At 67.8% G+C, this 16,539-nt stretch carries 16 protein-coding genes; 5 read left to right on the top strand and 11 right to left on the bottom strand.

Translation table 11 applies throughout. The features are described from left to right. Nucleotides 1-96 precede the first annotated feature (96 nt). From RCF34_RS10140 to RCF34_RS10125, 4 genes are all read right to left on the bottom strand, one after another. Entirely contained in the window at nucleotides 97-912 is an 816-nt protein-coding gene (locus RCF34_RS10140; protein ID WP_308708041.1) for a glycine betaine/L-proline ABC transporter ATP-binding protein, read from the bottom strand. Further along, nucleotides 909-1,760 (bottom strand): proline/glycine betaine ABC transporter permease, encoded by an 852-nt coding sequence (locus RCF34_RS10135; RefSeq protein ID WP_308708040.1) that lies wholly within the window; start codon nucleotides 1,758-1,760, stop codon nucleotides 909-911. Before RCF34_RS10135 ends, RCF34_RS10140 begins: the two co-directional genes overlap by 4 nt. Before the next feature lies 1 nt (nucleotide 1,761). Beyond that, the gene (locus RCF34_RS10130; RefSeq protein ID WP_308708039.1) at nucleotides 1,762-2,721 is read right to left on the bottom strand and encodes an ABC transporter substrate-binding protein; all 960 of its coding nucleotides are present in this window, start codon (nucleotides 2,719-2,721) and stop codon (nucleotides 1,762-1,764) included. 87 nt (nucleotides 2,722-2,808) lie between these two features. Next, a complete protein-coding gene (locus tag RCF34_RS10125) occupies nucleotides 2,809-3,486 on the bottom strand; it encodes a class I SAM-dependent methyltransferase (RefSeq protein WP_308708038.1) in 678 nt (225 codons plus the stop codon). Nucleotides 3,487-3,632: 146 nt separating this feature from the next. Here RCF34_RS10125 and RCF34_RS10120 point away from each other — a divergent pair, with 146 nt between their 5' ends. Further along, nucleotides 3,633-4,478: an MBL fold metallo-hydrolase gene (locus RCF34_RS10120; protein WP_308708037.1), complete on the top strand. Its 846-nt coding sequence runs from the start codon at nucleotides 3,633-3,635 to the stop codon at nucleotides 4,476-4,478. Nucleotides 4,479-4,560: 82 nt separating this feature from the next. Here RCF34_RS10120 and RCF34_RS10115 read toward each other — a convergent pair whose 3' ends face one another. From RCF34_RS10115 to hpxO, 3 genes are all read right to left on the bottom strand, one after another. Continuing rightward, on the bottom strand, nucleotides 4,561-5,343 hold the full coding sequence (locus tag RCF34_RS10115) for a PhnD/SsuA/transferrin family substrate-binding protein (RefSeq protein WP_308708036.1): 783 nt from the start codon (nucleotides 5,341-5,343) through the stop codon (nucleotides 4,561-4,563). Nucleotides 5,344-5,389: 46 nt separating this feature from the next. Next, nucleotides 5,390-6,403 (bottom strand): ABC transporter substrate-binding protein, encoded by a 1,014-nt coding sequence (locus RCF34_RS10110; RefSeq protein ID WP_308708035.1) that lies wholly within the window; start codon nucleotides 6,401-6,403, stop codon nucleotides 5,390-5,392. Between the two features lie 74 nt (nucleotides 6,404-6,477). After that, nucleotides 6,478-7,635: an FAD-dependent urate hydroxylase HpxO gene (hpxO, locus tag RCF34_RS10105; RefSeq protein WP_308708034.1), complete on the bottom strand. Its 1,158-nt coding sequence runs from the start codon at nucleotides 7,633-7,635 to the stop codon at nucleotides 6,478-6,480. Between the two features lie 292 nt (nucleotides 7,636-7,927). Between hpxO and RCF34_RS10100 the strand changes: the two genes are divergently transcribed. Beyond that, nucleotides 7,928-8,521 (top strand): Yip1 family protein, encoded by a 594-nt coding sequence (locus RCF34_RS10100; RefSeq protein ID WP_308708033.1) that lies wholly within the window; start codon nucleotides 7,928-7,930, stop codon nucleotides 8,519-8,521. A gap of 70 nt (nucleotides 8,522-8,591) precedes the next feature. Here the strand turns inward: RCF34_RS10100 and RCF34_RS10095 are convergent, their stop codons facing one another. Continuing rightward, nucleotides 8,592-9,368, bottom strand: coding sequence for a class III extradiol ring-cleavage dioxygenase (locus RCF34_RS10095; RefSeq protein WP_308708032.1), 777 nt, complete (start codon nucleotides 9,366-9,368; stop codon nucleotides 8,592-8,594). 23 nt (nucleotides 9,369-9,391) lie between these two features. After that, the gene (locus RCF34_RS10090; protein ID WP_308708031.1) at nucleotides 9,392-9,790 is read right to left on the bottom strand and encodes a DoxX family protein; all 399 of its coding nucleotides are present in this window, start codon (nucleotides 9,788-9,790) and stop codon (nucleotides 9,392-9,394) included. 101 nt (nucleotides 9,791-9,891) lie between these two features. Here RCF34_RS10090 and RCF34_RS10085 point away from each other — a divergent pair, with 101 nt between their 5' ends. The 3 genes from RCF34_RS10085 (at nucleotide 9,892) to RCF34_RS10075 (ending at nucleotide 11,947) form a co-directional block, all read left to right on the top strand. Continuing rightward, nucleotides 9,892-10,800 carry a LysR family transcriptional regulator gene (locus RCF34_RS10085; RefSeq protein ID WP_308708030.1) on the top strand — a complete coding sequence of 303 codons (909 nt, stop codon included), beginning with the start codon at nucleotides 9,892-9,894 and terminating at the stop codon, nucleotides 10,798-10,800. Nucleotides 10,801-10,905: 105 nt separating this feature from the next. Next, nucleotides 10,906-11,277, top strand: coding sequence for a YkgJ family cysteine cluster protein (locus RCF34_RS10080; protein WP_308708029.1), 372 nt, complete (start codon nucleotides 10,906-10,908; stop codon nucleotides 11,275-11,277). A 397-nt stretch (nucleotides 11,278-11,674) separates the two neighbouring features. Next, on the top strand, nucleotides 11,675-11,947 hold the full coding sequence (locus RCF34_RS10075) for an HU family DNA-binding protein (RefSeq protein WP_007159052.1): 273 nt from the start codon (nucleotides 11,675-11,677) through the stop codon (nucleotides 11,945-11,947). 104 nt (nucleotides 11,948-12,051) lie between these two features. Here the strand turns inward: RCF34_RS10075 and RCF34_RS10070 are convergent, their stop codons facing one another. Then, nucleotides 12,052-15,126, bottom strand: coding sequence for an error-prone DNA polymerase (locus RCF34_RS10070; RefSeq protein ID WP_308708265.1), 3,075 nt, complete (start codon nucleotides 15,124-15,126; stop codon nucleotides 12,052-12,054). Continuing rightward, complete coding sequence (locus RCF34_RS10065; RefSeq protein WP_308708028.1) at nucleotides 15,123-16,532, bottom strand: DNA polymerase Y family protein; 1,410 nt, start codon at nucleotides 16,530-16,532, stop codon at nucleotides 15,123-15,125. The genes RCF34_RS10070 and RCF34_RS10065 overlap by 4 nt, the downstream gene beginning before the upstream one ends. Nucleotides 16,533-16,539 lie beyond the last annotated feature (7 nt).

Raw genomic sequence — 16,539 nt, 5'->3', positions numbered from 1 at the left:
GTGGGAAGAGAAAGGCCTGACAGGGTCAGGCCGCAGGTCTCACCATCAGAGCCTCGCGCCTGTGAAATGCTCGTGAAGGCCTCTGCCGCAATTGTTTCAAACTGTCGCAGCGGTACGCCGCTGGACGAAGCGCGCGACGTAGTCGTCGGCCGGCTGGCCGAGGATTTCCGCCGGGGTACCGACCTGCACCAGTCGGCCATCGCGCAGGATGGCGATGCGATTGCCCAGGCGCAGCGCCTCGTCCAGGTCATGGGTGATGAAGACGATGGTCTTGTGCAGGCGCTGTTGCAGCTCCAACAGTTGTTCCTGCATCTCGGCGCGGATCAGCGGATCGAGTGCGGAAAAGGCCTCGTCCATCAGGATGATCTCGGTATCGGCCGCCAGGGCGCGGGCCAGACCGACCCGCTGGCGCATGCCACCGGACAGCTGGTGCGGCCACTTGCGCTCGTAGCCGGCCAGGCCGACCACCTCCAGCCAATGCAGCGCCCGCTCGCGGCAAACCGCCTTGGGCTCACCGCGCACCTTGAGGCCATAGGCGACGTTGTCCAGCACCCGCCGATGCGGCAAGAGGCCGAAGCTCTGGAACACCATGCTGATGCGCTGGCGGCGCAATTCGCGCAGCGCCGGCAGCGGCAGCTGGAGGATGTCCTGGCCATCGATGAGGATGCGCCCGCTGCTCGGATCGATCAGCCGGTTGAAGTGGCGCACCAGGGTCGACTTGCCGGAACCGGAAAGGCCCATGATGACGAAGATCTCGCCCTCGGCGATTTCCAGGGACAGATCGTCCACGCCCACCACGCAGCCCGTGCGGGCGAGGATATCGGCCTTGTCGTGTCCCTCGCGCAGCAGGGCCAGGGCCGCCCGCTCGCGCTTGCCGAAGATCTTGGAGACCCGCTCGACGACGATCTTCATCGCTCCACCTCGTGACGCTGGCGGCCATAGGCCTGGGTGATGCGGTCGATGACCACGGCGAGAATGACGATGGCCAGGCCCGCCTGCAGGCCCTTGCCCACGTCCAGGGTCTGGATGCCCACCAGCACCTCTTCACCGAGGCCGCGGGCGCCGATCATGGAGGCGATCACCACCATGGACAGCGCCATCATGGTGGTCTGGTTGATACCGGCCATGATGCTCGGCAGGGCCAGCGGCAGCTGCACGCCGAACAGCTGCTGCCAGCGACTGGCGCCAAAGGCGTTGACCGCTTCCATGACCTCGCGATCGACCTGGCGGATGCCGAGATCGGTGAGGCGAATCAGTGGCGGCGCGGCGTAGATCACCGTGGCGAAGATCGCCGGCACCTTGCCCAGGCCGAACAGCATCAGCACCGGGATCAGGTACACGAAGCTGGGCATGGTCTGCATGATGTCCAGCAGCGGCATCAGCACCAGGCGCAATCGGGCGCTGCGGGCGCAGAGAATGCCCAGGGGCACGCCGATGATGACCGCGATGGCGGTGGCCACCAGCACCAGGGCCAGGGTCTGCATCAGCTTGTCCCACAGCCCCAGGGCACCCACCAGGAACAGCAGGCCGGTGATCGCCAGGGTCGGCAGCACCCGGCGGGTGGCGTGGGCGGCCAGGGCCGCGACGATCAGCAGCAGCGCCCACCAGGGGGTGCCGCGTAACAGGCCTTCGAGCCAGACGATGGCCTGCAGCAGGGTGTCGGAGATGGTGCGGAAGACGTCGCCGTAGCGTGTCACCAGCCAGTCGACCCCGCGATTGACGGCGTCGGCGAAGGAAAAGGTCAGGCCCTCGGGAAACATGCTAGAGCGCCGCCTGGATCTTGCTGCGCGCCACGGCGTCGGTTACCCAGGCCTGCCAGAGTTCGGGATGGGCCTTGAGCAGCGCCTTGGCAGCGGCCGGGGCGTCCTGCTTGGCGTCGGCCTGCTCGGCCAGGGTGCGGTTGAGCAATTCGATGGGCACATTGACCCGACTCAGCACGGCGACCAGCTCGGGAGCGCCGTCGCGGAAGGGCTTGGAGAGGCCGGCCTGCACCTGGATACGTTTTTCTTCGCCATCGCGCGGCTTGAGCTGGACCATGTCGACCCGGCCCAGCAGCGGTGTCGGCGACCAGTAGTAGGTGAGGATCGGCTGCTTGCGCTTGGTGGCGGAGACGATGGCCGCATCCAGCGCCGGTCCGGTGCCGGGGCGGAAGTTGGTGTACTTGTCGCTCAGGCCGTAGCTCTGCAGCATCTGGGTGTTTTCCAGTTCGCAGGTCCAGCCGGCCGGGCAGTTGTAGAAGCGGCCCTTGCCCGGTTCTTCCGGATCGCGGAACAGTTCGGCGTACTGGCCCAGGTCGGCGATGCTCTTCAGCTTGGGTGCCTTGGCGCCCTCGCCTTCCACCAGATAGCGCGGCACGTACCAGCCTTCGGTGGCGCCTTCGATGGGCGCGCCCACGCCGACCACCTTGCCGGCCGCGGCGGCCTTGTTCCAGGCCTCGCTGCGGCCGATCCACTCCTCGGCGAACACCTGGATGTCGTTGTTGCCCAGCGCCTGCTCCAGGGTGATGGAGTTGCCGGGGATGCTGTCGATGGTGCAGCCGTAGCCGTGCTGCAGGACGAAGCCCATCAGTTCGGAGAGCAGCATGCCGCTCTCCCAGTTCACCCCGGCGAACTTGACCGGCTTGCTGGCACACCAGCTGTCGGCCTGGGCGGTGCCGGCGGCGAGCAAGCCAAGGGAGAGGCCGGCGGCCAGGAGGGAACGGCGGGGAAAGGCTGTGGGCATGGGTGGCTCCGTCTGCACTGGGAGGGCCAGGGCGGCAGAGCCGGTCCGCTGGCGATCCTACCTTGGTCAGCGCCGCGGGCTCAGGGTTCAGCCAGAGGCCCTGGCACTGCCTGCACGGGGTTCGCGGGCGCTGAACAGCGCGACCCGGCCCACCTGGCGCAGCTCGACCTGCGCGAAGTGCCGACGCAACTCGCGCTCGAGATCCGCCAGGGTGTCGCCGGCGTTGCCGAAGATCCCCTTGCGGTTGTACAGGGCCATCAGCCATTGGCCGAAGCCGTTGTGGCCCGCCGCATCGCCCAGGATGGTGGCACCGAACAGCACGCCGCCAGGCGCCAGCACCGGTGCCAGCTGGGCGAACACCCGCCCCTTCTGCGCCAGGCTGCCGGGCAGGCAATGCAGGAGATAGTACAGGGCGATGGAATCGAAGGGGCCGACCGTCGGCCCCAGCGGCTCCAGCACGTCGTGGCGCAGGGTCTGGGCGGGCCGTCCGAAGCGCCCTCGCGCGGCGGCCAGACTGGCCGGATTGAGATCCAGCAGGGTGACCTCGGTGGCGGCCGGCAGCTCCGCCTTGGCCAGGTAGTAGCCGGTGCCCACGCCCACTTCAAGGTGGCGCTGCCCGACGTGCTGACGGAAGAACGGCAGCAGCACCTCGGCGGTCGGACAGCCCCAGGCATAGCGATTGGAGATGCCCAGAACCCAGGCGTCGTAGAGGCGCAGGGTCAGCGGCGAATAGACGGCGGCGCCCGCCTGGCTGTCGTTACCCAAGAATCGCGCTCCGGTCGATTGATCGTCGCCACCCTAGGCCCGTCCCTCCCTCCTGGCAAGCCTTGACGTACGCGCGGACGACCGCTGCGCTCGAACTTTGCCGGTGCTTGCCTCTTCTACCGGAGGACACCCTCGCGGAGCCGATCATGCGTATCCATCACCTCAACTGCGGCTGCATGTGCCCCCTGGGCGGGGCGTTGTACGACGGTCTCAGCCGCGGACTCGCCGCCCACCTCGCCTGCCATTGCCTGCTGGTGGAAACCGACGGGGACGGTCTGGTACTGGTGGATACCGGCTTTGGCGAAGCCGATCTCCGGGAGCGTGGCCGGCGATTGAGTCCGTTCTTCCGGCTGATGAATCGCATCCAGTACGATCCCGAACTCAGCGCCCTGGCGCAGCTCCGCCGCCTGGGTTTTCGTCCGGGCGACGTTCGCCATATCGTGCTGACCCATCTGGATTTCGACCATGCCGGCGGCCTGGACGACTTTCCCCAGGCCCAGGTCCATGTGCTGCAGCGCGAATGGGATGCGCAGCGGCAGCGCCACGGCTTCATCGGCCAGCGCCGCTACAGTCCGGCGCAGTGGCAAGGCATCCGCCACTGGCACTTCCATGAACCCCGGGGCGAGGCCTGGCACGGCTTCGCCAGCGTCCGCGACCTGCCTGGCCTGCCGCCGGAAATCCTGATGATCCCATTGCCCGGCCATACCCCGGGCCATGCCGGTATCGCCATCCAGCATCAAGGCGGCTGGTTGCTGCATGCTGGGGACGCCTACTTCTACCGTGGCGAGATGGGCCGACCGGAACGCCACTGCACGCCGGGCCTGAGGTTCTACCAGCGGCTAATGGAAGCCGACCGTACCAGTCGCCTGGACAACCAGGCCCGCCTGCGCGAACTCTCCCTGCGCCAGGACCTGGGGCTGACGCTGTTCTGCAGCCATGACCTGGTGGAGTTGCGACGGTTGCAGGAGAGCACGACAGTCGAGATGCCGTAGGTTGGGTTGAGCGCAGCTAAGCTCAACGCCACCAGGCTGAATCCTTCGTTGGGCTTCGACGGTGGAGCCGTCTTGGCCCAACCTACGCAATCACCGGGTAGCCCTGCTCCACCGCTTCGCGGCGCCAGTCCAGCAGGGGCAGATAGGTCGTCTCGTCCACCGCCGTCACACCGTCGAAGGCGAGCGTTTCGGCCAGCGCGGGATCCGCGGCCAGGCTGTCGTTCAGGGCCGTGCGCAAGTCCTCCACTTCCGCATCCGAACGACTGGCGGCGCTGATGAAGGGCAGCGTCGGACTGGTACGGGTGCGTTGCAGCAGGCGCAGATCGGCGACCCGCTCGGGTTGGGCGCGGCGCAGATAGCCGTAGGTCACGGCATCCACCGAGGCCACATCGGCGTGCCCTTGCTGCAACAGCGCCAGGCTATTGGCATGACTCTCGCTGACGATCATCTCACCGAAGAAGCGGGCCCGCTCGGCCAGGGGGGCCACGGCGTGGCGCAGCAGATTCATGCCGGTATTGGAATCCAGGCCGTTGAGGGCGACACGCTTGCCGCGCAGATCGGCCAGGTCGGTCGCCTCCAGCGTCTCGGGCACCAGGATAAAGGCGCAGTGCTCGGCCGCATGGCAACCCTCGAAGCGATAACGCGGCGCCGCGACCAGGCGTACCTGGCCGCGCAGGCGGGTCGCCCAGGGATAGCCACAGGTCTGGGCCAACAGCAGCTCCGGATGAGTCCAGAGCGCCGGCAGTTCCTCGGGTGCAGGGCCGAGTGTCTTGCCCAGGCGCAGCGCCACGGCCTCGGCCAGCCGGCGATAGGCGTCGCGCACCTCGGCAGGCTCGACGTACATGGTAAGGGCGGCGACGGTCATGGGCGGCTCCAGCACGGAAAACCGCCATTATCCCCTATCACCGCGCCTAGAGCGCCGCCTTTACCCGCTCGGCGTTTTCCGCCGGCAGCCAGGTCGTCCAGACCTCCGGCTGCTCCTTGAGGAAACGCTTGGCCACGACCTGGGCGTCTTCGCGTTTCTCGGCCATGCCGGCGAGGATGCCGTTGAACTGGCCGAGGGGGAACTCGACCTTCTCGAACAGCGCCACCAGGGCCGGCGCCTTGTCGTGCAGGTCGCGGGAGACGCCGATGGTGATCTTGGCCGGCAGCGAGCGCGACGGCAGCGGATTGGGGTTCTTCGGATCCGAGAGGGTCTCCCAGGCCTTCTCGCTGAACGGCGGCTCTTCCAGCTGGACCAGCTTGTAGCGGCCCATCAGCGGGGTCGGCGACCAATAGTAGAAGAGCACCGGCTCGCCACGGCGCATGGCGGTGGCGATGGCCGCGTCCAGCGCGGGACCGGTACCGGTGCGGAAGTTGGTGTAGCTGTCGGTCAGCTGGTAGGCCTTGAGCTTCTGGCTGTTGACGATCTCGCAGGTCCAGCCGGTCGGGCAGTTGAGGAAGCGGCCCTTGTCGGGCTCTTCCGGATCGCGGAACAGCTCTTTATAGCGCGGCAGATCGGCGACGCTCTTCAGGTCCGGTGCCTTGGCCTGGATGCCACGCGCGGGGTCGCCCTTGACCAGGTATTCCGGTACCCACCAGCCCTCGGTGGCGCCCTTGACCGTCTCGCCGACGGCGAAGACCTTGCCGGCCTTCTCCGCCGCGCGCCAGGCCGGACTGCGCCCGGCCCACTGCTCGCCGGTGACCTGGATGTCGTTTTGCGCCAGGGCGTTTTCCAGGGTCACGGTGTTGCCCGGCACGCTGTCGGTCTGGCAGCCATAGCCCTTCTCCACCAGCAGGCGCAGCACCTCGGTGGTGAACATGCCGCTCTCCCAGTTGGGGCCGGCGAATTTCACCGTCTGCGGATAGGGACAGCCGCCGTCTGCGGCGAAGGCCAATGGCGTGATGGCAAGGCTGGCGAGGGTCAGGGTGAGACGCAGGCGCATGGCAAATTCTCCGACGAGGGACTGGGCCTTTCGACCCAAGGTATTGCCATTCGTCGCCGCGGGCCAGGGCTATTTCACAGCGGACCTCCCTCGGCGGTCTTGCGCAGACCGGCGATCACCGTCTCGCCGGTTTCCCGGGCCAGCTCGGCGTACCAGGCCTGGGTGGCCAGCGGCTCGTGGCCGTGGGTGATCTCGCAGCGCTTGCGCGCCCGCTCGACGATCCCGGCGACCCGCTCCAATCGAGCGTGTTCATAGGCCTGAAGCGCCGCGCGCGGATCGGCCTCGGCGTCCAGGCAGCGCGCCAGCACCCAGGCATCCTCCATGGCCTGGCAACCGCCCTGCCCCAGGTCCGGGGCCATGGCATGGGCGGAATCACCCAGCAGCGCCACCCGCCCCTGTACCAGCGTCGGCAGTGGCCGGGTGTCGTGGATCTCCACCCGGGCCACGCCCTGGGGATCTAGCCGTTCGATCAGGCGTTGCACCGGCGGCGCCCAGCCGGCGAAATGCTCGGCCAGCTCCGCGCGGTAACGGCTGCGATCGTTGGGCGTGCCCTTGGGCAGGGGTACGTCGAAGAAGAAATAGAATTCATCACCGCCCATGGGCATCAGCGAGACACGCTGGTGCGCCCCGACGAATTGCGCCCAGTCGTGGGCTTCGGCCAGCTCCGGCGCGATCCTCACCCGCCCGTTCCAGTTCACGTAGCCGCAATACGCGCGGGTGATGGCCTGGCCCACCACCCGCTCCCGCAGGCGCGAGTGGGTGCCATCGGCGGCGATCAGCAGATCGGCCCGCTCACGCCGACCGTCGCCGAGCAGCACCGTCACCCCGGCTGCATCCTGCTCGAAGCCCTCGCAGCCGACACCCAGGGTCACCCGCTCGGCGCCCACGGCGTCCAGCAGGAGGCGCTGCAGGTGGGCGCGGGCGATGGGGCGTGCTGGCCGTCCGACGGCTGCATAAAGAGGCAGCAGGCTGAACTGGGTCAGCAACTGTCCCTGATGGTCGCGGTAGCTCATGGTCTGCATGTCGCCGCTGACCGCGGCGATGGCGGGCCCCAACCCCAGGTGTTCGAGTACCTTGACGCCGTTGGGCCAGATGGAGAGGGCCGCGCCGATGGGGGCCAGGTCCTGCGCCCGCTCGAACAGGCGAACCCGGTGCCCGGCCTGCTGCAGCGCCAGGGCGGCGGTGAGGCCGCCCATGCCGGCACCGGCGATGATGATGTCGAGAGATGGCATGACGGACCTCGTTGACCGGTAACAGATGCCTCGAGCAAGCAATTTCTTGTCCAAGTGGTCAAGTATTGCCTTCCGTGCGCTGCCCGGATGCCAGGGGCCCGGAAACGCACCAGCGTGGTGCCCCGTGACCATTGGTCGCTTCGTTTCCAGGCACGCTGCCCTTCGTCGGTTCGCATGACGCATTCCAGAGCTCTTCTATACTCGTATAGTAGTCGCCCGTTGCGTTTTACTCAGCGTTCGCCCATCCACAAAGGCCCGCCTGCGGCGACTACAGCGGGTGAGGAGCAGGATCATGATCAATCATGTCTGGGGCTTGCTGGCCCATCCCGATCGCGAGTGGCAACAGATCCGTCGCGAAGGGGAAACGGTCGGGCACTTCTTTGCCCATCATGTCGCCTTCCTGGCGGCCATTCCCGTCGTCGCCTCCCTGGTGGGCACCACGACCTTCGGTTGGCGCTTCGGTGGCAGTGAAGCCCATGTGCTGGACCTGCCCACGGCGGTGGTCCTGGCGGTCATCAGCTATGCGCTGATCATGGCGGCGGTGGTGGCCATGGGGCATGTGATCCATTGGCTGGCACGACGCTATCCGGATCGGCCCAGCGCCAACCGCTGCATCCTCTTCGCCGGCTACGTGGCCACGCCCATGCTGCTGAGCGGCCTGGCGGGCTTCTATCCGCTGGTGTGGCTGTGCGCCATCGCCGGGATCGTCGGCCTGGCCTATTCGGCCTACCTGCTCTATACCGGCATTCCCTCCTTCCTCAATATCGACCAGCGGGAAGGCTTCATCATGTCCGGCTCCACCCTGGCCATCGGGGTGCTGGTGCTGGAGGTACTGATGGCCACCACGGTACTGATGTGGGGTTATGGTCCCAAGCTGTTTGGCTGATCGAACGGCGTTTTGTAGTTAGCGAAAAGCCCGGATCCGTTATCGATCCGGGCGTTTTGTTGGCGAGCGGCTAGTGGCGGTAAAAGCCGTAGAGATCCATGGCCAGGATGCGATGGGCGATGCCGTCGTGATGGACGCTGAAGGTGCCCTCGGGATCGGCCGCGCCCAGGGCGACAAACAGCGGCAACAGGTGCTCGTCGGTGGGATGGGCCTGACGGGCCTGCGGCGCCTGACGCCGGTAGTCGAGCAAGGCGTCCAGGTCCCGCCCGCGCAGCCGCGTCTGCATCCATTGCTGGAAGTCCCGCACATAGCTGGGGGAGTCGGCGCCTCCACGGCGGAAATCACCGAGGTTGTGGGTCAGGCTGCCCGAGCCGATCAGCAGGGTGTCCGCCGGTAGCACCCTGGCCAGCGCCTGGCCCAGGGCATAGTGATAGTCCGGTCCGCGGGCAGCGCTCATCGACAGCGGCACCACGGGGATCCGAGCGTCGGGATAGAGATAGCGCAGCGGCACCCAGGCGCCATGATCCAGCCCCTGCTCGCCGGTTTCGGCCTCCCAGCCCTGGTCACGTAGCCCCTGCGCCAGCTGCTCGGCCAGGGCCGGAGCGCCAGGCGCGGGATAGTCCAGCCGGTGGAGGGCCTCGGGAAAGCCATAGAAGTCATGGACGGTAGCCGGCCGCTTGGCGCTGCCGAACAGCGGAACCCGGGTATCGAAGTGCGCCGAGACCACGACGATGGCGGCCGGGGTCGGCAGCGACCGTCCCAGGTCGCGCCAGGCCGTTCCCGCCGCGCCGGCGTCGAGCGCCTCCATGGGCGAACCGTGGGAAACGAACAAGGTGGGAAGCGACATGGTGGCGACCTCTCGGGCAGGGTTCAGGAACGCTTGCGGGCATCCCAGGAGAGCTGGCCAGCGCCCAGCAGCGCCAGGGCGGCGGCGGTCACGGCGAGAAAGACCGGATATTCCCAGCCGCCATGGGGATTGGAGAAGGACCAGCCGTTGCCGAAATGGACCGTCGCGGCCGCGAACAGTTGGACGGCGGCGACTGCCGCGACCGGACGCACCCAGGCGCCGAGGATCAGGAGCACGCCCGCGCCCAGCTCGAAGAAGGTGGCCGGATAGGCCAGCCAGCCGGGAAAGCCCACCGAGGCGAAGAAGCCTGCCGTGCCCGGTAGCGTGAACACCAGCAGCTTGGTCAGGCCATGGGCCAGGAACATGGCGCCCAGGGCCAGGCGCAGCAGCAGCGGGGCATAGGATGCAGTACGGTCAGTCATGCTGATTCTCGGGCAGGGAAAGATGATCCCATTGTCCTGTTTCCAGCACGCGAATAAAGGCGCACCCTGGGAATGAACTGTGCACATTGTGGAAACAATCTTTGGATACCCTCAGAGCCCTGCAGGCCTTCATCAAGATCGTGGAACTCGGCAGCCTGACCGCCGCGGCGGAGCGGCTGGAGCTGTCACGCTCGGCGCTCACCAAGCACCTGGCCGCCCTAGAACGGCATTACGGCACGCGGCTGCTGCAGCGCACTACCCGTACCCTGAGCCTGACCGAGGCCGGACGCACCCTGCATGAAGGACTGGTGCCCCTGCTGGGAGATCTGGAGGCCCTCGAACAGCGCCTGCAGGAGGGCCACGAACGGCCCCAGGGGCGCCTCCGGGTCAGTGCGCCCCTGACCTTTGGGGTGCGTCACCTGGCGCCCCTGGTGAGCAGCTTCCTGCACGAGTATCCCGAGGTCGCCATCGACCTGGAGCTGAGCGATCGCCAGGTGCGCCTGGTCGAGGAAGGCTTCGACCTGGCCGTGCGCATCGGCGACCTCAGCGATTCCAGCCTGGTGGCGCAGCCGCTGGGGGCGGTCGAGCTGTTCATCTGCGCCGCGCCCGCCTATCTGCGGCGCCACGGTCGCCCCGAGCATCCTGCCGAATTGCGTGAACATCGCTGCCTGCTCTACAGCTACGCCAGCGACGGCGATCTCTGGGAATTCCAGCGTGAGGGGGCGCGCCTGCAGGTCAAGGTCAGCGGACCCCTGCGCGCCAACAATGGCAGCGTCCTGCACCAGGCGGCGCTGGACGGCCATGGCATCATTCGCCAGCCGGATTTCCTGGTGGGCGATGACCTGGCGAAGGGTCGCCTGGAGCGACTGTTCGCCCCCTGGTACACCCAGGCCATCGCCATCCATGCCCTCTATCCCCATCGGCGCCTGGTGCCGGCCAAGGTGCGGCTGTTCATCGCCTGGCTGCAGCGACATCTGGTCACACCCGAGCACCTGAAAAGACTGCCGTAGGTCGCCGCCGAACGGTCGTTGGAGGGGCTTCGCAGCCTGCGGGGGCTTGCCTAGAATCCGTGCCTGTCCCGCCGGCGCTGCCGGTTCCTGCGATGGCTGTCGTCCATGTCGACCGAGAATCCTTGCCTGAGCTGTGGCGCCTGCTGCGCCCATTTTCGCGTGTCTTTCTATTGGGGCGAATGCCAGTCGGCAGGCGGCCTCGTGCCTGACCACCTCACCCTCGCGGTCAGCCCGCATCTGGTGGCCATGCAGGGCACCGAGCAGAAGCCGGTACGCTGCGCGGCACTGCTGGGCGAGGTGGGCTGCGGCACGCGCTGCACCCTCTACGAGAACCGTTCCAGCACCTGCCGCGAGTTCACCGCCGCCTGGGAGAACGGCGAAGCCAATCCGCACTGCGATGCGGCCCGCGCCGCCTATGGGCTGCCGCCCCTGACGCCGCCGTTGCAGCCGCAGCTATCACCCGACCGCGTAGCTTAGGCACTGTACGAAAACTGCCTGCGCTCGGTGATGCTTCGTTGAAAAACCTTTCGGAATGCTCATTTACCACTTGTAAACTCCGCTTCCTCAAGGTTTTTCGCCTCGCCTCACCATCGCTCGGCGACTTTTCGTTCAGCGCCTAGAGGAAACCAAACGGCCATCGCCGCTGCCCAAAAAGGCGACGGCTGGGCTGTGAAGCGTGGAAAATGCAGTGCGGATCAGGTTTTCACGCCCCTGCTAGATCGAATACCCTATCGTTCTTTCGCCCGCTATGCGTATCCTGTAGCGCCGAATAACAAGGCTGCTTCAACCGGCCACGTAGAGGCTCACAAAGGCTCTACGCAAGGCAAAGCTGCCGCTATACTGCCTGGCCAATACTCACACATGGAGTTTTTACATGAATAAAGCTGAGCTGATCGACGCCATTGCCGCGTCTGCCGACCTGCCCAAGGCCACCGCTGCCAAAGCCCTGGACGCCTTCACCACTGCGGTGACCGACGCCCTGAAGCAAGGCGACAGCGTCAGCCTGGTCGGTTTCGGAACTTTCGCAGTGAAAGAGCGCGCTGCTCGCGAAGGCCGCAACCCGCAGACCGGTGCCACCATCAAGATCGCCGCTGCCAAGCTGCCCGGCTTCAAGCCCGGCAAAGGCCTCAAAGACGCCGTCAGCTAAGACTGCGTTGGTCGATTCTTGTCTTCCGGGCGCTCCAGAGCGCTTCGGAAGACAGTCCCCCGCTCCACCCGCTCTCTCCCTCCCCGCTTTTCCCCGTCCGCGTCCTAGTGAAAATCCCGACTCGACACCATGAGCTCGTCGAGCAGCGGACTCAGGTCGGTCAGGCGACCGGCGATCAGATGCTGCACCCCCGCCTCCCGTTCCAGATGCCCCTCGACCTGTAGCAGCCGTGCCTGCAGCAGGGGTCGACGCTGCTGTTCGCCCACCGCGCGCCAGACCACCACATTGAGCATGCCGTGCTCGTCTTCCAGGGTCACGAAGATCACCCCGCTGGCCGTGCCCGGGCGCTGTCGTCCGCGCACCAGTCCGGCTACCCGTACCAGGGCACCGGGCCTGATCTCGTCCAGCTGACGGAAATCCCGGCAGCGCCGTGCCTGGAGTTCGCCGCGCAGCAGACTCAGCGGATGCGGCCCCAGGGTGGTGCCCAGCATGCGGTAATCGGCATGGACGTTTTCCGCGACGCTGGGTACGGGCAAGGTCGGCCGTTCCTCCAGGGCGCTGTCCGCCGACGCGAACAGCGGCAGCTGGCGCTCCACCCCGGCCATGGCCCAGCGTGCCTGATGGCGATCCCCGGCCAGCTCCGCCAGGGCGCCGGCCTCGGCCAGTTGCCCGCGCGCCCGGGCATCCAGCTCGGCCCGGCGACAGAGGTCCTCGACGTCGTGAAACGGCTGCGTGCCCCGTGCCGCTACCAGGCGCTGGCCAGCCGCTTCCGCCAGCCCCTGCACCAGGCGCAGGCCCAGGCGGATCGCCGGCTGGTGGCCGGCACCCGCCTCCAGCCGGCAATCCCAGTCACTGGCCTGCACGGTCACCGCGCGCACCTCGATGCCGTGGCGCCGGGCGTCCTGCAACACCTGATCCGGACTGTAGAAACCCATCGGCCAGCTGTTGACCAGGGCACAGGCGAAGGCGGCCGGCTCGTGGCACTTGAGCCAGGAACTGGCATAGGTCAGCAGGGCGAAGCTGGCGGCATGGGATTCGGGAAAGCCGTAGCTGCCGAAGCCCTTGATCTGCTCGAAGAGGCGCGCGGCGAACTCCGGGCGATAGCCGCGCTCGACCATGCGGCTGTGCAACCGTTGGCGATGGGGTTCGAGGCCGCCATGGCGCTTCCAGGCAGCCATGGAGCGGCGCAGCTGATCGGCCTCGCCGGGCGTGTACTGGGCGGCGACCATGGCGATCTGCATCACCTGTTCCTGGAACAGCGGCACCCCCAGGGTACGCTCCAGCGCCGGACGCAATTCGTCATGGGGATAGTCGGCCTCCTCTTCCCCGTTCCGGCGGCGCAGGTAGGGATGCACCATGTCGCCCTGGATGGGACCGGGACGGACGATGGCCACCTCGATCACCAGGTCGTAGAGGGTTTGCGGCCTGAGGCGCGGCAGCATGGCCATCTGGGCGCGGGATTCGATCTGGAACACCCCCACCGTATCGGCACGGGAGATCATGGCGTAGGTGGGCTGGTCTTCCTGGGGCAGGCTGGCCAGGGTCCAGCGCTGGCCGCGCCAGCCGGCGACCAGGTCGAAGCAGCGGCGCAGGGCGCTGAGCATGCCCAGGGCGAGGATGTCGACCTTGAGCAGGCCCACGGCATCGAGGTCGTCCTTGTCCCACTGGATCAGGGTGCGTTCGGGCATGGCGGCGTTTTCCACCGGCACCAGCGTGGCCAGGGGCGCCTCGGAGATGACGAAGCCGCCGGGGTGCTGGGAGAGATGCCGGGGAAAGCCGATCAACTGGCCGGCAAGGATGAGCACCCGCTGCAGCAGGGGGCTGTCAGGATCGAAACCGGCTTCGCGCAGACGTGCGGGGCCGGGGATCTCGTCGGTCCAGCGCCCGGCGCACCCGGACAGGGCGTCGAGCTGGTCGCCCGGCAGACCCAGCGCCTTGCCGACATCGCGCAGGGCGCCGGCGGCATGGTAGGTGCTGACCACCGCGGTGAGCGCGGCCCGCTCGCGCCCATAGCGGCGAAAGACGTACTGGATGACCTCTTCGCGCCGCTCGTGCTCGAAGTCGACGTCGATGTCGGGCGGCTCGTCGCGCTCGCGGGAGATGAAGCGCTCGAACAGCAGATTGCCGGTGAGCGGATTCAGCTCGGTGATGCCCAGCACATAGCAGACCACCGAGTTGGCCGCCGAGCCGCGGCCCTGGCAGAGGATGTGCTGGCGGCGGGCGTAGTCGACGATGTCGTGCACGGTGAGAAAGTAGTTCTCGTAGCCCTTCTCGGCGATCAGCGCCAGCTCCCGGGCCACCTGGTCGGTGATCCTTTCCGGCGCGCCCTCTGGCCAGCGCCAGGCCAGGCCGCGACGGGTCAGCTCGGCCAGCCAGGAGCCGGCCGTCTCGCCGGCGGGTATTACCTCCTGGGGATAGCGATAGCGCAATTCGCCCAGGTCGAAGCGGCAGCGGGCGGCGATCGCCAGGGTCTCGGCGCGCAGCGCCGCGGGATAGAGGCCTTCGAGCACCGTCAGCGGACGCAGATGGCGCTCGCCGTTGGGATGCAAGCGATAGCCGGCCTCGGCCACCGGCAGGTGATGGCGGATGCCGGTGAGCACATCCTGCAGGGCCCGGCGCCCGCGCGCGTGCATGTGCACGTCGCCACAGGCCACTGCCGGCACAGCCAGCTGGGTGCCCAGTGCCTGCAACTGCATGAGTCGGGCGGTATCGTCGGCGCCGCGCAGCAATTCGACGCCGAGCCAGAGGCGCTCGGCGAAGACCTGCTTGAGCCAGGCGCCCTCCTCGGCCGCGGGTTCTTCTCCCGGCAGCCAGATCGCCAGCAACCCGGGCAGCGGCGGCTGCAAATCCGCGCGACCCAGCTGGTAGCGCCCCTTGGGCGCACGACGGCGCGCCCGGGTGATCAGGGCGCACAGGCACTCGTAACCCGGCAGATCCTCCACCAGCAGCACCAGGCGCAGGCCGTCGTCGAGGGTCAGCTCGCTGCCGACGATAAGGGGCAGCCCGACCTGGCGCGCCGCCTGCCAGGCGCGGACGCTGCCGCTCAGGGTGCCTTCGTCGGTGATGGCCAGCGCGGCGTAGCCCAGCGCCTTGGCCCGCTCGAACAATTCCAGGGCACTGGAGGCACCGCGCTGAAAGCTGAAATTCGACAGGCAGTGCAACTCGGCATAGCCACTCATGCGAACCAGCCCTGGATCCACCAGGGCGTCTCCTCGCCATAGCGGCGAAAGGCCCAGGCCTGGCGTCCGTCGGCCACCTCGATGCGGTAGTAGTCGCGGCGCTGGTCGCCTCCGTCCCACCAGCCACTTTCGATACGTTCAGGGCCCGCGAGGACCCGTCTTGGCTGACCGTCGAGAGGACGCGGTTCGCTCAGCAGCCAACCCGGACGCAGACCGGGCAGCGCGATCTCCCGGCGTCGTTCCTGGCGCCAGACCAGGGCGCGCTCGGGGCGATGATCCGCCTGGATGCCGAGGCCCAGCACCGCTTCCTCGCCCAACCGGGCACGCAGGCGTTCGCGCAGCACCTCCCAACCCACGGCCTGGGCCGGGCGTTCGTCGAACAGGCCATGGCGTTCCGGCACGAAGAGGGGCAACTCCTCGCTTTCCAGGCGCAACGCCAGCACCGGTGCCACTACCTGCAGCTGTTCGAGGCGACCACGGGCGAATTCGAACAGCAGGGCGGCATCGCGTTCGGGGGCCAGCAGGCCGATGGCCAGGGTGGTGGCCGGACCCTGGCGATGTTCCAGCCAGAGCAGGAAGCGCTGCACGCCACGGTCGCGACTGGCCAGCCAGGCGGCCAGGTCGGCGGTGAGGCGGCGCAGCGGGAACAGCAGCGCCTGGTGGGATTCCACTTCGAAATTGAGTTCCACCCGCGCCACGAAACGATCGGGCGGCCGGTAGAACTCCAGCGCCAGGCCGCGACTGCCCCTCAGCAGATCCAGCTGCTGCAGGAGCTCCGGGGCGAAGCGCCGGGCCAGGGCGGCCCTGGGCAGGACCTTGAGTTGCTCCAGGCGGCGGATGCCCATGCGCACCAGCGCCTGGGCCTGCTGGGGGGCGAAACCGGCACGCTCCACGGGCAGTCGATCGAGCAGGCGCGGCAGGTCATCCGGGGAGGCGATGAGACCGTCGGCGACATTGGTCAGCATCCGCGCCGCCACGGGATTGGGCGCCAGGGCCAGCCGATGGCGAAAGCCCAGGTCCTGGAGCTCCTGGCGCAGACGCCGTTCCAGGCGCGGCCAGGGCCCCAGCAGCGGCAGGCTGGACTGGATCTCCAGCAGCAGCGCCCGGGGATAGTGGCGACTGACCTGGGAGCTGAAGCCATAGCCCCAGGCCGCCAGCAGCGCCTCGGCCGTCTCGATGAGCGCCGGATCGTGCTCCTGCTGCTCGAAGTCGCGGGTCAGTGCCTGGGCGGCGGCCAGGGTCAGCCCCGGGCGCAGTCCCAGCGCCCGGGCGGCCGGATTGACCGCCTGCAGCAGGCGGCGCTGCGGCGGTCCGGAGAGCAGCACCAGCGGCTGCTCCGGCTGCGGATGACGGCGCAGCACGGCATCCAGCGCCAGCTGCGGAAAGAGGATGCAGGCCCAGCGCATGACAAGC

The sequence above is a fragment of the Pseudomonas sp. 102515 genome (assembly GCF_031085165.1).
Taxonomy (GTDB): Bacteria; Pseudomonadota; Gammaproteobacteria; order Pseudomonadales; family Pseudomonadaceae; genus Chryseomonas.
The sequence above is the reverse complement of the archived record's forward strand: the minus strand, read 5'-3'. Positions and strand labels throughout refer to the sequence as shown.